The organism is Empedobacter sp. UBA7611 (genome assembly GCF_002484365.1).
Lineage (GTDB): Bacteria > Bacteroidota > Bacteroidia > Flavobacteriales > Weeksellaceae > Empedobacter > Empedobacter falsenii_B.
The window spans coordinates 41,968-56,262 of sequence record NZ_DLJR01000057.1; the positions used below are offsets into that span (position 1 = coordinate 41,968).

15 protein-coding genes are annotated in these 14,295 nt (G+C 31.9%); 13 read left to right on the forward strand and 2 right to left on the reverse strand.

Features of this window, described 5'->3' with window-relative positions; all coding sequences use genetic code 11:
• Positions 1–35: 35 nt before the first annotated feature.
• From B3R94_RS09900 to B3R94_RS09920, 5 genes are all read left to right on the forward strand, one after another.
• Positions 36–1,505, forward strand: a complete 1,470-nt coding sequence (locus B3R94_RS09900; RefSeq protein ID WP_291100503.1) for a histidine kinase — start codon at positions 36–38, stop codon at positions 1,503–1,505.
• A complete protein-coding gene (locus B3R94_RS09905; RefSeq protein WP_280049785.1) occupies positions 1,506–2,228 on the forward strand; it encodes a CPBP family intramembrane glutamic endopeptidase in 723 nt (240 codons plus the stop codon). It begins immediately after the preceding gene.
• A gap of 6 nt (positions 2,229–2,234) precedes the next feature.
• Positions 2,235–2,987: a LytR/AlgR family response regulator transcription factor gene (locus B3R94_RS09910; RefSeq protein ID WP_291100506.1), complete on the forward strand. Its 753-nt coding sequence runs from the start codon at positions 2,235–2,237 to the stop codon at positions 2,985–2,987.
• An 83-nt stretch (positions 2,988–3,070) separates the two neighbouring features.
• Positions 3,071–3,685 (forward strand): MarC family protein, encoded by a 615-nt coding sequence (locus B3R94_RS09915; RefSeq protein WP_114998639.1) that lies wholly within the window; start codon positions 3,071–3,073, stop codon positions 3,683–3,685.
• A gap of 14 nt (positions 3,686–3,699) precedes the next feature.
• Positions 3,700–3,900 (forward strand): hypothetical protein, encoded by a 201-nt coding sequence (locus B3R94_RS09920; protein ID WP_125350576.1) that lies wholly within the window; start codon positions 3,700–3,702, stop codon positions 3,898–3,900.
• A 44-nt stretch (positions 3,901–3,944) separates the two neighbouring features.
• Here B3R94_RS09920 and rnpA read toward each other — a convergent pair whose 3' ends face one another.
• A complete protein-coding gene (gene rnpA, locus B3R94_RS09925) occupies positions 3,945–4,325 on the reverse strand; it encodes a ribonuclease P protein component (protein ID WP_038336156.1) in 381 nt (126 codons plus the stop codon).
• 112 nt (positions 4,326–4,437) lie between these two features.
• Between rnpA and B3R94_RS09930 the strand changes: the two genes are divergently transcribed.
• The 4 genes from B3R94_RS09930 (at position 4,438) to B3R94_RS09945 (ending at position 7,832) form a co-directional block, all read left to right on the forward strand.
• Positions 4,438–4,848: a BrxA/BrxB family bacilliredoxin gene (locus tag B3R94_RS09930; protein ID WP_038336154.1), complete on the forward strand. Its 411-nt coding sequence runs from the start codon at positions 4,438–4,440 to the stop codon at positions 4,846–4,848.
• A 257-nt stretch (positions 4,849–5,105) separates the two neighbouring features.
• Positions 5,106–6,101 carry an aspartate-semialdehyde dehydrogenase gene (locus B3R94_RS09935; RefSeq protein WP_038336152.1) on the forward strand — a complete coding sequence of 332 codons (996 nt, stop codon included), beginning with the start codon at positions 5,106–5,108 and terminating at the stop codon, positions 6,099–6,101.
• Between the two features lie 154 nt (positions 6,102–6,255).
• On the forward strand, positions 6,256–6,798 hold the full coding sequence (locus tag B3R94_RS09940; protein WP_291100509.1) for an RNA polymerase sigma factor: 543 nt from the start codon (positions 6,256–6,258) through the stop codon (positions 6,796–6,798).
• Positions 6,795–7,832, forward strand: a complete 1,038-nt coding sequence (locus B3R94_RS09945) for a hypothetical protein (protein WP_291100512.1) — start codon at positions 6,795–6,797, stop codon at positions 7,830–7,832. Before B3R94_RS09940 ends, B3R94_RS09945 begins: the two co-directional genes overlap by 4 nt.
• A 36-nt stretch (positions 7,833–7,868) precedes the next feature.
• On the opposite strand, the gene B3R94_RS09950 is transcribed toward B3R94_RS09945, so the two are convergent.
• A complete protein-coding gene (locus tag B3R94_RS09950) occupies positions 7,869–8,798 on the reverse strand; it encodes a bifunctional riboflavin kinase/FAD synthetase (RefSeq protein ID WP_291100514.1) in 930 nt (309 codons plus the stop codon).
• A 188-nt stretch (positions 8,799–8,986) separates the two neighbouring features.
• Here B3R94_RS09950 and atpD point away from each other — a divergent pair, with 188 nt between their 5' ends.
• From atpD to B3R94_RS09970, 4 genes are all read left to right on the forward strand, one after another.
• Positions 8,987–10,495, forward strand: a complete 1,509-nt coding sequence (gene atpD, locus B3R94_RS09955) for a F0F1 ATP synthase subunit beta (RefSeq protein WP_038336144.1) — start codon at positions 8,987–8,989, stop codon at positions 10,493–10,495.
• Between the two features lie 85 nt (positions 10,496–10,580).
• Positions 10,581–10,874 carry a F0F1 ATP synthase subunit epsilon gene (locus B3R94_RS09960; RefSeq protein WP_038336143.1) on the forward strand — a complete coding sequence of 98 codons (294 nt, stop codon included), beginning with the start codon at positions 10,581–10,583 and terminating at the stop codon, positions 10,872–10,874.
• Positions 10,875–11,323: 449 nt separating this feature from the next.
• The gene (locus B3R94_RS09965) at positions 11,324–12,631 is read left to right on the forward strand and encodes an O-acetylhomoserine aminocarboxypropyltransferase/cysteine synthase family protein (RefSeq protein ID WP_291100517.1); all 1,308 of its coding nucleotides are present in this window, start codon (positions 11,324–11,326) and stop codon (positions 12,629–12,631) included.
• 29 nt (positions 12,632–12,660) lie between these two features.
• Positions 12,661–13,668 (forward strand): homoserine O-acetyltransferase family protein, encoded by a 1,008-nt coding sequence (locus B3R94_RS09970; protein WP_291100520.1) that lies wholly within the window; start codon positions 12,661–12,663, stop codon positions 13,666–13,668.
• The last annotated feature ends 627 nt before the right edge of the window (positions 13,669–14,295 follow it).

The following is a 14,295-nucleotide window of genomic DNA, read 5'->3' on the forward strand; positions in this document are numbered from 1 at the left end:
AAAGATTAATAACAATTTTTTCTATTCTAATTTCATTGATATTATTTATATATATTTTAAATGAAAGTGAATCGGTATATCCTATAACATCATCTTTTGAGTTAGGTAAATTAGTTGGTCATTCTACGAAATTTATAGCCTTAGGATTTATTGTTTACAAATTCATTGAGGGAATTATTGTTTCTGACAAAAAGTTAATTGTTCGTAATATTTTGATTCTATTTGTAATCAATGTTTTGATTTATAGCGTGATATTTTTTACATCTCCAAATGTATCATTCAATCAATTTTTTCATCCAGAAGCTATCAAATATTTTATCGGATATTTTTCGTTCAGTGTTGCAGCATCTTTTGTGAATACAAGCGTTTTTAATGAATATAGAACAGATGTACCAGATTCGCCTAAACCAGAAAAAGTTTTAAGAAAGTATTTTTTACGTTCTATTATTTATACGTTGGTATTGTATTATGTATTCGTGGAGTTTGCGAATCTCCTTTTGCAGAAATATATTTTTTACGATCAATCGATCAATTATCTTTTAGTTGCAGTTATCACGGTTTTCTTTTTGTTTTTATTCTTTATTATCGATCGAAAAAAAAATAAATTAGAACGTAAAATTGTCATAGAATCAACAAAAGCAGAAACAGCAACGGCACAATTCGAAACTTTAAAAAATCAATTAGACCCACATTTTTTATTCAATAGTTTGAATGTTTTAACTGGTTTGATTGAAGAAAATCCAGATAATGCGATAGATTTTACAACATCGCTTTCTAAGATTTATCGATATGTTTTAGAACAAAAAGACAAAGAAGTTGTGTCGATTCAAGAAGAAATAAATTTTGCAAAAACCTATGTCAACCTTCTAAAATTAAGATTTGAAAATAGCATCGATTTCGAAATTGAACAAATAACTTTCTCTGAAACCGAATTTATTGTACCACTTTCTTTGCAGATTTTATTAGAAAATACGATTAAACACAATATTGTATCTGATCAAAAACCTCTTAAAATTAAGATTTATAAAAAAGATAATTATTTGATCATTGAAAACTCTTTTCAACCAAAAGAAACCATTAAAGATTCGACAGGAATTGGGCTGAAAAATATTATTAATCGTTATCAATTAATTTCTAACCGAGAAGTGAACATCGAAAAAAATGAACAACTATTTCGTGTAGAACTTCCCATATTAACACAAAAAAATACAACTATGAATACACAAAATTTTGACGAACAACAAGCTTATTTACGTGCAATAGAGCGTGCAAAAGAATTGAAAAAGTTTTATGCGCATTTAGGAACTTATGTTGTAATGAGTTTATTCTTTTTTATTCTGAATTTAGTTACAAATAATGGACATTGGTGGTTTTATTGGCCAGTTTTAGGTTGGGGATTGGGCGTTGCACTAAATGCTGTAAAAGTTTTTGCGTATGGTTCTGGTTGGGAAGAGAATAAAGCCAAAGAAATCTTGGAAAAAGAGCAAAATAAAAAGTGGCAATAAATGAATTTTATAAATCAAATAAAGCAAACAAATTGGGTTAGAATAATTATTTTTTATGGATTGATATTAATCGGAACTTTTCTGATTCGTAAATGTCCTAATTTTTTACAATTGATTTTTGGAGGTTTAGTCGATTTTCAACTGCCTTGGAATATGAATCATGGGTTGATTATTTTTCTAATTAGTTTACTTTTCTATAAATTCTCTAAAGTTAAAAAAGAAGTCTCTCTTCTAGGAAAAGAAGGTTTCAAAACATTGATTTTTCCATTTATATTACTCGTTGGTTATTCAATTTATGGGATAAATAACGATTACGGAATTAATAAACATTTGTGGGCAGCGATTTTTATTTCTGTTACGTTGCTTTATGATATTGCTGAAGAATATACCTGGAGAGGTTATTTGAACGATGTTTTAGGAAATATATTTTGGATAATAAAAAGCATTGTAACAGGAGTATTTTGGGCTGTTTGGCATTTACTAATTTTTAAAGATTTCGATCAATTTGGAGGTTTTGGAATTTTCATGTTATTGTGCATTGTTTTTTCTTTTGTATTAACCTTTTCAACGATTCGAACAAAATCGATTATTGTTCCAGCAACAATTCATGCTTTAATGGCAAAAACAAATCTCGCAACATTGATCATTTTTGTCATTATACTTGCTTTATTATTTGTTTGGAATAAAATTTTTATGAGAAAACCGACTCGTGAACTAACTTAAAAAAAGATGAAAATATTAATTATAGAAGATGAAAAGCCTGCTGCGCGTTTATTAAAGCGACGTGTAGAAAAATTGGGTTATCAAATACATGAAATGTTGCATTCTGTAGAAGAAAGTGTAGCGTGGTTGAAAACGAATCCAAATCCAGATTTAATTTTTCTGGATATTCAGTTATCAGATGGTTTATCGTTTGAGATTTTTAATCAAGTTGATGTTTCGTCAGCGATTATTTTTACGACGGCTTATGACGAATATGTATTGAAAGCGTTTAAATTAAATTCGGTTGACTATTTGTTGAAACCTGTTGATGAAGAGGAATTGAAGTTTGCAATTGAAAAATTTGAAAAACAATTTCAGCAAGCATCTTCAAGTTTTAATCTAAATGAATTGAAAAATTTTTTTTCAAATAATCAAACAGAAAAATTTAAAGAACGTTTTTCGATTAAAATAGGAACATCAATCAAAATTATAGAAATCGATAATATTGAATGTTTTTTTAGTGAAAACAAAGCAACGTATATTCATACAAAAGAAAACCGAAATTATTTGGTAGATTTTTCGTTGGATAAAGTGGAAGAACAAATCGACCCGAAAAAGTTTTTTAGAATTAATCGTAGTCAAATTATTCAAATCGATTCGATTAAAGAAATTACAATGTATTCTAATTCTAGATTAAAAATAATTTTAAATACTTACAACGAACAAGATATGATTGTGAGTCGCGAAAAAGTGACAGATTTTAAGAATTGGTTGGATTAAGATTGATTTCTTGCTTTTTTATGAAAATTTGTTCATAAAAACTTTTATTTTTGCATCAACCAATTAATTATCACTAAATACGAATGGAAAATATAATATCATTTTTTCAGAAATTCTCTTTCAATCAAATCGGAACAACTTTCGCCGTACTTTTTGCAGTTATCGATATCTTAGGAAGTATTCCAATTATTGTAGGAATTCGAAGCAAAGTTGGGCATATTCAGTCTGAAAAAGCGTCTATCGCAGCAGGAATCTTGATGATTTCGTTTTTATTTTTCGGAACAAAAATTTTGAAATTAGTTGGTGTTGATGTTCAGTCGTTTGCCGTTGCTGGAGCTTTTGTGATTTTTATCATCGCTATCGAAATGATTTTGGGAATTGAAATCCAAAAAGGAGTCGAATCTAACTCTGCATCCATCGTTCCTATTGCGTTTCCGTTAGTTGCAGGTGCAGGATCGTTGACAACTGTACTTTCGCTTCGTTCGCAGTTTGCAGATATTAACATTGTGATTGCGATTATATTAAATATGTTAATCGTATATTTGGTGCTGAAATTCGCAGGAAAACTCGAAAAATGGATGGGACCTGGAGTTTTATCGGTGCTGAAAAAAGTATTTGGAGTAATTTTATTGTCAATCGCAATCAAATTATTTACGTCAAATATCGGTGCATTGTTTATGAATGAAATTAAAATTTAAAAATTCATTATCTAATGAAAACATATATTTATATCGCGACAATCGTTTTGTTGATAGGTTTAGGTTACAACCTATATGAGATGGATTATAAAGCTGGTTTTATGGCTGAAGAAAACTTTCGTAGCGTTTTAGGAATTGGAGCATCGGTTTGTGGATTAATTTTAGTATCTGTATACTTTAGTTTTTTCAGATTGCAGGCAAATCTTAAGAAATAAACAGTTTTACAACTTATAATAAATGAAAAAGATTAATCCTCGGATTAATCTTTTTTTGTTTGTATCGCTTCGTTTAATTTTTCTAATAAAGTTTTGACAGATTGTTCGATTACTTCAAAAGGTTGATGTTTTGTAGAAGTATAAATCATCACTAAATCAACCGAATAGTTTTCATTAGGTTCAAGTAACAATTTATTTAATCTGTAAGCTTCTTTAGCACGGCGTTTCAATAAATTTCGGTCAACTGCGTATTTAAATTTTTTCTTTCCAACACTTACTCCTACCCTTATATTGTAATCCGCTTTCGGCTTGATTTTGTAGACAAATCTAATCGGATGAGAAACAAATGTTTTTCCATCAGAAAACAATTCATCGAATGCTTTTCTGCTTTTAAGTTTCTCATTCTTACCAAAAGTCAATTTCATATTGCAAAATTCTATGTAAATTTGTTGCTGCAAAAGTAAGTATTCTAAAAAGTTTTAGAATTATGTAACTTTGAAAATAATTTATTTTTATTTAAAACAAAAAAAGAACAATATGTATCCAGCAGAAATAGTAATGCCAATGAAGGCTCAGTTGACTTCTAATGGTTTTGAAGATTTAACTACTCCAGAACAAGTAGAAGCAGCAATAAAACAAGAAGGAACAACTTTGGTAATGGTAAATAGTGTTTGTGGTTGTGCTGCAGGTGCTGCAAGACCAGGAGTTGTAATGTCATTAGATAATGATAAAGTTCCTACACACTTAACAACAGTTTTCGCAGGATTTGATAAAGATGCTGTAGCAAAAGCACGTGAATTTTTTGCTCCATTTCCTCCAAGTTCTCCAGCAGTTGCTTTATTCAAAGATGGTGAATTAGTACATATGTTAGAGCGTCACCACATCGAAGGGCACTCTGCAGCAGCTATTGCAGAAAACTTAAAAGCAGCTTACAACGAGTTTGCTTAAGACTAAATTTGAAGGTTATTTCAAAAATATTTTAAAAAGTGGAACAATTTGTTCCACTTTTTTTGTGTTCAAAATTCTTATAAAAAAGAGATTTATAAATTTTAATTCGAGGAAAAGTTCAAAAACCTGAATTAACATCATAACATAAAATATATCATATCAAATTGATTGCTAAACCTATGAAAGAGAGAAAAATGTATCAAAATAATCAGTAAATTAGCAATTCGAAATTTTATAATACATTATTTAATAAACAAATGAGAATAGCAGTCGTAGGCGCTACCGGAATGGTCGGCAGAGTTATGCTCCAAGTTTTGGAAGAAAGAAATTTTCCAATCACTGAAATTATACCAGTAGCATCAGAAAGATCAATAGGAAAAACTATTGAGTACAAAGGAAAAGAATACAAAATTGTATCAATGCAGGATGCTGTAGAAATGCGAGCTGATATCGCAATCTTTTCAGCAGGTGGAGAAACTTCCAAACAGTGGGCGCCTAAGTTTGCAGAAGTTGGAACAACTGTAATTGACAATTCATCGGCTTGGAGAATGGATCCAGATCGTCCGTTGATTGTACCAGAAATCAATGCAGATATTTTAACAACAAATGATAAAATTATCGCAAATCCTAACTGTTCTACAATTCAGTTGGTAATGGTGTTAAATCCTTTGCATAAAAAATATGGAATTAAACGTGTTGTTGTTTCTACGTATCAATCGGTTACAGGAACTGGTAAAGATGCAGTTGAACAATTGAATGGAGAAATTGAAGGACGTGATGTTGCGAAAGTTTATCCATATCAAATCTTCAAAAATGCATTGCCTCATTGTGATGTTTTTGATGAAGAAACAGGTTATACAAAAGAAGAATTGAAATTAACGCGTGAGCCTCGTAAAATTATGCGTGTGGACGAAATGAATATCACTGCTACTGCGGTTCGTGTTCCTGTGCAAGGAGGACATTCGGAGTCGGTGAATATTGAATTTGAGAATGATTTTGATTTAGCCGAAGTTCGCAAATTATTAGCAGAACAGGAAGGTGTAACAGTACAAGATAATCCAGACACAAATACTTATCCAATGGCTTTCTATTCAGAAGGAAAAGACGATGTTTTTGTAGGACGTATACGTCGTGATTTATCTCAACCAAATGCATTAAATTGTTGGATTGTTGCAGATAATTTACGCAAAGGTGCAGCTACAAATGCGGTTCAAATTGCAGAATATCTAGTAAAACATAATTTAGTTGGATAAAAAAATCAATTAAAAATGAATATAAAGTCGCTCTTGTAGCGACTTTTTTTTATGTTTAATGAATAAGTTTTCAGAACTTTAACAAATATTTTACGCTATCAAAGCAACCAGAAGCGTAATTTTCGCATCTAAATAATAAGAAAGAAAAAGTATTTTGGACGAAAAACAACTCATAAAAGCTTGTATCAGCAATGATTCGAAAGCACAGCGGCTGCTTTACGAAAAATATGATGCGCGATTTTTTGCGGTTTGTAAACGTTATTTTACCGATATACAACAAGCGGAAGATGCGTTGGTAAAAGGATTTTTGAAGATTTTTCAGAATCTTGAATATTATTCGTTCGAAGGAAGTTTTGAAGGATGGATGCGAAGAATTATGATTAATGAATGTTTGATGGAGTTGCGGAAAAATAAAATTTTTCATCTCAATGTTGACGATTACTCCTCTTCTATTTCATCTAATCAAGAAGCTTCGCAACAAATAGAAGAAAATGATGTGATGAAACTCCTCGATTATCTGCCCGAAGGCTGTCGTCTCGTGTTTACCCTCTACGTTATTGAGGGGTATAAACACAAAGAAATTGCCGAAAGCTTGGGCATTACAGAAGGAACATCGAAATCGCAACTTAATTTAGCGAAGACGAAATTGAAGGAAATGTTAAGTAAGAATGAAAATATAAAATCAAGTTTATCGTGAACACAAACGATCCAATAGAAGATTTATTTCGATCAAGAAGAAACGAAACTGTCGGCGAAAAGCCGAGAGATTTGGTGTGGAAACGTATTGAATCTGGTTTGCAGAACGAGGAAAAGAAAAAGAAACCTATTCGCGAATTTGTTTCAAGTGTATGGTTTTCTGCTGCTGTTTTCGCGTTGATTGCGATTCCTTACTTTGTACTTTTTATCGAGAATATTAATACTGAAAATAGAGAAAATTTACTTGAAATTGTCAAAACAAATGCCCCAGTTATTGAGCAATCACCTACTGAACAAGAAGAAATAGTGGTTTTGGAATCGAAAGATAAAGATTTGGAAAAACCTCTAGAAATAGTAAAGAATGATGAAGTTACAAAAGAGCCTGTTTATAAAGTAATTGAAGGACATTCTGCTGACGCAATTGCTGACGAAGGATATTTTCCTCAATTATCTAATGCGTCCGCTCCAAATGCTCCAGTTAATTTATCAGCACCGCAAGCAATGGAAGTTCGTTCTAAGGTTTTAGATTCCATAGAAAAAGAAGGTCAATATGCTAAAGCAAATAGTCAAAATTTTGGTAACACAAAAGATTCAGTCATTTCAGATAAGTTAGCAAGTAAAGCTTCTGGTGTTGTAGTCGCAAATGGTGTAAGTAGACAAAATGCTAAATTAAAAGATACTTCTGATGTGATGAAAATGACGGTTGTTGCAGAAACACGCGCTGCAAATTCTTCGTTAGAAACAGCTTCGGTTTTAGATGTTTCACCAAAAAAATCTGAGATTGACAAATCTGCAATTGTTTATAAACCTTTGAAGTTTACAGTAAAATCAGATATTTTACGAACGAATTTTAAATTACAGAAGAAATTGAAAAATAAAATTTCATTTGAAAGTACAACGAATAATCTTGTCATTACATTCGAGAAAGTAAATAGTAAAATTGTTTTAACGACAAACGAACCAAAGGTTGATGCTACGCTTTTGGGAGTTTTGGAAAAGAATAAAAAAGAAATTTTTACATATTATAATAAGTAGTCATACTAAAAAAGGTTCGCTAAAAGCGAACCTTTTTTAATTATTTCCGTACAATTTTATTGCATTTTCTTTGTCTTGATTCATCGCTGTAATTAAATCATCTAACGAATTAAATTTCTTTTCATCTCGCAAATGACCTAAAAACTCAAGGCGAATTGTTTCTCCATAAATTTCTCGATCAAAATCCAAAATATTCACTTCTACTCGATGTTCACGAGAATTGGTAACCGTTTCTCTAAATCCGATGCTTAATAAACCTAAATATTTTTGATTATCCACAAAAACATCAACGGCATAAACGCCATCTTTTGGAATTAATTTATTGGGATCAACTTGTAAATTAGCGGTAGGAAAACCAAGTGTACGACCAATTTTGTCACCATGAACAACTTCTCCAGAAAGCGGATATTGATAGTTCAACGCTTTATTCGCATACGCGATATTTCCTTCGATAAGTGCATTTCTAATTTTTGTAGAACTCACCGCCACATCATTTTCTTCGACAGCTTGCAATTGAATCAAATTGAAACCATATTTTTTCGAAAGAACTTGTAATTGTTCAAAATTTCCTTCTCTATTTTTCCCGAAATGATGATCGTAGCCAATCACTAGCGTATCAATATTAATTTTATCAACCAATAAATTCTTGACAAATTCGACAGAAGTTACTTGCGAAAAATCTTTTGTAAACGCTTGAATAATCAAATGTTCTAACCCAAATTGACGCAAAACATTTTCTTTTTCCTCTAAAGTGTTCAAAAATTTAAGATCACAATTTGGTTGTAAAACCATTCGAGGATGTGGATTAAAAGTAATCAAAACACTTTTTCCATCAATTTCTTTTGCAATTGTATTGAGTTGTTTTAGAATAGATTGGTGTCCAATGTGCACACCATCAAACATGCCCAAAGTAAGGACAGGACGTTTGATTGGTTTGATTTCTTCTAAGGATTGATAAACGTTCACTAAAAATGATTTTGCACAAAATTAAGGCTTTCAAATCGAACTTCAAATCTATTTTTAATTTCCTTTGATTGTAATATTCTGATTACTAATCAAAATATTATGACAAAAATCTTAAAAAGTATATAAATTATACAATGTTTTTAACTTACCTTTGCACCCAAATAAAATAAACTAAATCATTTCATATAATGGCAAATCAAAAGAAAGGTAAGATTGCACAGGTTATTGGACCTGTAATTGACGTTATTTTTGATAACGCAGAAGGCCTTCCAAATATTTATGATGCATTAGAGGTTCCTCGTCAAGGAAAAGAAACATTAATTCTTGAAGTCGAGCAACACATCGGTGAAGATACTGTACGTTGTATCGCAATGGATAGTTCTGATGGTTTACAAAGAGGTCAAGAAGTTATCGCTTTAGGAAAACCAATTATGGTTCCTATCGGAGAAGACATCAAAGGACGTGTATTTAATGTAGTTGGAGATGCTATTGATGGTTTAGGGAATTTAGACAAAGAAAATGGTTTACCTATTCACCGTCCAGCTCCAAAATTCGAAGAATTATCAACATCTGCAGAAGTTTTATTTACAGGGATTAAAGTAATTGACTTAGTAGAGCCATATGTAAAAGGTGGTAAAATTGGTTTATTTGGAGGTGCCGGAGTAGGTAAAACAGTATTAATTCAGGAGTTGATGAACAACATCGCTAAAGGACACGGAGGTTTATCTGTATTCGCTGGTGTTGGTGAGCGTACTCGTGAAGGTAATGACTTAATGCGTGAGATGATTGAAGCTGGATTAATTAATTATGGTGAAGATTTCATGCACTCTATGGAAGGTGGATCTTGGGATTTATCTAAAGTAAACAGCGAAAACATGAAAGAGTCTAAAGCTGCTTTCGTTTTCGGACAAATGAATGAACCTCCAGGTGCACGTGCTCGTGTTGCTTTAACAGGTTTAACATTAGCTGAATATTTCCGTGACGGAGATGGACAAGGTCAAGGACGTGACGTATTATTCTTCGTAGATAATATTTTCCGTTTTACACAAGCAGGTTCTGAGGTTTCTGCCTTATTAGGACGTATGCCATCAGCCGTAGGTTATCAGCCAACATTAGCAACTGAGATGGGAGCTATGCAAGAGCGTATTACATCTACTAAAAACGGATCTATTACATCTGTACAAGCAGTATATGTACCTGCCGATGATTTAACTGACCCTGCGCCAGCTACGACTTTCGCGCACTTAGATGCTACAACGGTATTAGATCGTAAAATTGCTTCATTAGGTATTTACCCAGCGGTAGATCCGTTGAACTCTACATCTCGTATCTTATCACCAGCAATTATTGGTAAAGAACATTACGAAACAGCACAACGTGTAAAAGAAATCTTACAACGTTACAATGCTTTACAAGATATCATCGCGATTTTAGGTATGGAAGAGTTATCAGAAGAGGATAAATTAGTTGTACACCGTGCACGTCGTATCCAACGTTTCTTATCTCAACCATTCCACGTTGCAGAACAGTTTACTGGTATCCCAGGTGTTTTAGTAGACATCAAAGATACAATCAAAGGATTCAACATGATCTTAGATGGTGAAGTTGACCAATATCCTGAGGCTGCATTCAACTTACGTGGTACAATCGAAGAAGCGATTGAAGCTGGAGAAAAAATGTTAGCAGAAGCTAAATAATATAATTTAACCATATAAAGAGTGCTTACGTTTCTTTTCTTTTTGAAAGTTGCTAAGTACTCTTTTTTTTAAAAACAATAGGATTATGCACTTACAAATTATTACGCCAGAATTCGTAGTTTTCGATGCAGAAGTAGATGCTGTTACTTTACCAGGTAAAGATGGTGAATTTCAGTTATTAAATAACCACGCTCCTATCGTTGCAACTTTAGGTGAAGGAACAATCAAAATTAAAGTTCACACAAAAACTTTCGAAGATTTCGATAATCAATCTGGAAAAGTTTATAGTTCTCCATCTAATGAATCTACATTATTGTTAGATATCAAAGGAGGAACAATAGAAATGAACAATAATAAAGTAATCGTTTTAGCAAACTAATTACTTTTTTATCATAAAACTTAAAAGGAGATCAATTTTGATCTCCTTTTTTTATGTTTTCTACTTAATATTCTCTTTTTTACTTCAAATTTTATTCTGTTTAAATCCTTTTTATAGATTTCGAAAGAAATATTTTTAACTTTTTGGCATGAATATTCTTTTTAAATCAATTTTATAGATTTATTTTCTAAAAACTAATTATAAATTTTATTATTTAGAAAATTATTCTAATTTCACATAAAATATAAAACTACAAAGTGTAGTTAGAAATGAATAATTTTTTTAAAGATGAAGTACAATTCTAAAAAACATTCTTTTGGACACGGCGTCCTGCTTCAGAGCATCTATAATTGTATCAATAGTAAAATTCGAATGTGCAGCTGCTAATTTTAGCTAACTAACCTACCCTACTATTTATTAATCGTAGTCACATTCAAAACAATTTTATTATGTCAACAGAAAAACAATTACATTTCGATACTTTACAAGTACACGCAGGTCAAGAAGTAGACCCATCAACAGGCTCTCGCGCTGTTCCAATTTATCAAACATCTTCTTATGTATTTAATGATGCCGAACACGGAGCAAATTTATTTGCTTTGAAAGAATTTGGTAATATTTACACAAGAATTCAGAATCCAACAACTGACGTTTTCGAAAAACGTATTGCTGCGCTGGAAGGTGGTGTTGCGGCATTAGCTGTTTCATCGGGACAAGCGGCACAATTTATTGCTTTAAATAATATTTTAGAATCAGGAGATAATTTTGTTTCGGCTTCTAATCTTTATGGCGGAACATATAATCAATTCAAAGTTGGTTTTAAGCGTTTAGGTGTTGATGTTCGCTTTGCTGAAGATGCAGATCCAGCAAAAATTGAATCATTAATTGATGAAAATACAAAAGCGATTTATGCAGAAACGATAGGAAATCCGAGTTTTAATGTTCCAGATTTTGAAGCAATCGCTGCAATTGCACAAAAATATAACATTCCATTTATTGTGGATAATACGTTTGGTGTGGGCGGTTATATTTTCAAACCTTTAGAGCATGGAGCAAACGTTGTCGTAGAATCTGCAACAAAATGGATCGGTGGACACGGAACTTCTATCGGTGGAGTTATCGTGGATGGTGGAAATTATAATTGGGGTAATGGTAGATTTCCACAATTTTCTGAACCATCAGAAGGTTATCATGGTTTAGTTTTTTCCGATGTTTTTGGAGTGAATGGTCCTTTTGGTAATATTCAGTTTATTATTCGTGCCCGCGTCGAAGGTTTGCGCGATTTTGGTCCAGCAATTTCACCGTTCAATTCTTTTTTATTGTTACAAGGTTTAGAGACGTTGTCGTTAAGAGTTCAGAAACATTTGGACAATACGTTAGAAATTGCGCGTTGGTTAGAACTTCATCCGCAAGTTGAAAAAGTGAATTATCCTGGATTAATTACTTCTCCAAGTCATCATTTGGCAAAAAAATATTTGAAAAATGGTTTCGGAGCTGTTTTATCATTCCAAATTAAAGGTGATGCAGACAAAGCGAATCAATTTATTGATAGTTTAGAATTGATTAGTCATTTGGCAAATGTTGGCGATGCAAAATCGTTAATTATTCATCCTTCTGCAACAACTCATCAACAACTGAGCGATGATGAACAAAAATCTGCTGGAGTTTTTCCTGGTTTATTGCGTCTTTCTGTCGGAATTGAATATATTGATGATATCAAAAATGATCTTCAACAAGCTTTTGAAAAAATTAAATAAACGGAGTATTTTAGCTATAAATTAATTCAGTGAATTTTCATCAATATAATTATACAAAACCATTTGAATTAGAAAATGGTCAAATTCTCGAAAATTTAACCATTGCTTATCATACAGCGGGAACATTGAATCCCGAAAAAAATAATATCATCTGGGTTTGTCATGCTTTAACGGCAAACTCGGATGTTTTTGATTGGTGGGCTGGTCTTTTTGGAGAAAATGAATTGTTCAATCCAAAAGATCATTTTATTATTTGTGCCAATGTGATTGGTTCTAATTATGGAACAACAAATCCGTTGTCTACAAATCCTGAAACAAATTCGCCTTATTATCGAGATTTTCCTACAATTACGATAAAAGATATGGCAAATGGGCATCAATTGTTAGCAGACCATTTAGGAATTTCGACTATTCATTTATTAATTGGTGGTTCACTCGGTGGTCAACAAGCGTTAGAATTTACGTTGCTGAATCAAGTTAAAGTGGACAATTTAGTTTTGTTGGCGACGAATGCAATACATTCTCCTTGGGGAATTGCGTTCAACGAATCTCAGCGTTTAGCTATCGAGGCAGATGCAACTTTTAACGATAAAACTGAGAATGGAGGAAGAAATGGATTGATTGCAGCACGTACAATTGCGATGTTGTCTTATCGTACCTATATTATATATGAACAGAAGCAAAAAGACGAGGATTCTGTTTACAACGATTTCAAAGCGTCTTCTTATCAAAAATATCAAGGTGAAAAATTAGCAAATCGATTCAATGCACATTCTTATTGGACACTTTCGAAAGCGATGGATTCACAAAACTTGGCTCGAAATAGAGAATCTTTAGAGAAATCTTTGGCTCAGATTTCTTCGAATACTTTAGTGATTGGAATTTCTTCGGATATTTTATTTCCCCCAAAGGAACAAAAATTTATAGCGAATCATATTCCAAATGCAAAATTTATCGAAATAGATTCTATTTTTGGACACGATGGTTTCTTGGTCGAATTACAAGAATTAAATACAATTTTGGAACATCTCGTATAATATTATGAAATGAATAATTATCTGAAGCTCGATTTATTCGAGCTTTTTTTATTTATAAATAGATTCTACGAAGTAGAATTTTCCCCGAGTCGATAACCATAAAGTATCCATTTTGCTTTTCTTTTTTGGAAGAAAAGTAAAACGTCAAATCATTTTCTGCGGTAAAAACGAAGTTTTAGAATCTAAAATCTAATATCTCACTTCTCACATCTAAAAAAAACAAAAAATATTTCCCATCGTACCAGCAACTTAAGGGAAGAATGTAAAATAAATGTAAAGTATGTTTGGAAGTTCGGAAAAATGGGTTGTATATTTGCAATCCCAATACGAAAGACGAGTAGTATTGAAATTGACATAAGGACTTGTATAGCGACAAAATTATTTAAAAATAAATTTGAGAGTTTTGAAATAAGTCTTACCTTTGCAATCCGATTCCGAAAGGAGTTTGAAAGTGAGAGTAAATTTGACTTGTTGAAATAAAAACTTTAAAAATTTATCAAAATAAATTTTGTTAGTTAAAAAAATAAGTATTACCTTTGCAACCGCAAATACCGAGAGGTTTTGCTAAATGAGAAGTTCATTTGAAATTATAAAATATACAGAAGAAAAAAATAGCCGAATAAAACG

What these genes read in the sequence shown, in the direction of transcription:
- B3R94_RS09960 (WP_038336143.1), top strand. Translation starts at nt 10,581, where the DNA reads ATGCACTTACAAATTATTACGCCAGAATTCGTAGTTTTCGATGCAGAA.
- B3R94_RS09905 (WP_280049785.1), top strand. Translation starts at nt 1,506, where the DNA reads ATGAATTTTATAAATCAAATAAAGCAAACAAATTGGGTTAGAATAATT.
- B3R94_RS09965 (WP_291100517.1), top strand. Translation starts at nt 11,324, where the DNA reads ATGTCAACAGAAAAACAATTACATTTCGATACTTTACAAGTACACGCA.
- B3R94_RS09920 (WP_125350576.1), top strand. Translation starts at nt 3,700, where the DNA reads ATGAAAACATATATTTATATCGCGACAATCGTTTTGTTGATAGGTTTA.
- B3R94_RS09935 (WP_038336152.1), top strand. Translation starts at nt 5,106, where the DNA reads ATGAGAATAGCAGTCGTAGGCGCTACCGGAATGGTCGGCAGAGTTATG.
- B3R94_RS09930 (WP_038336154.1), top strand. Translation starts at nt 4,438, where the DNA reads ATGTATCCAGCAGAAATAGTAATGCCAATGAAGGCTCAGTTGACTTCT.
- B3R94_RS09910 (WP_291100506.1), top strand. Translation starts at nt 2,235, where the DNA reads ATGAAAATATTAATTATAGAAGATGAAAAGCCTGCTGCGCGTTTATTA.
- atpD (WP_038336144.1), top strand. Translation starts at nt 8,987, where the DNA reads ATGGCAAATCAAAAGAAAGGTAAGATTGCACAGGTTATTGGACCTGTA.
- rnpA (WP_038336156.1), bottom strand. Translation starts at nt 4,325, where the DNA reads ATGAAATTGACTTTTGGTAAGAATGAGAAACTTAAAAGCAGAAAAGCA.
- B3R94_RS09915 (WP_114998639.1), top strand. Translation starts at nt 3,071, where the DNA reads ATGGAAAATATAATATCATTTTTTCAGAAATTCTCTTTCAATCAAATC.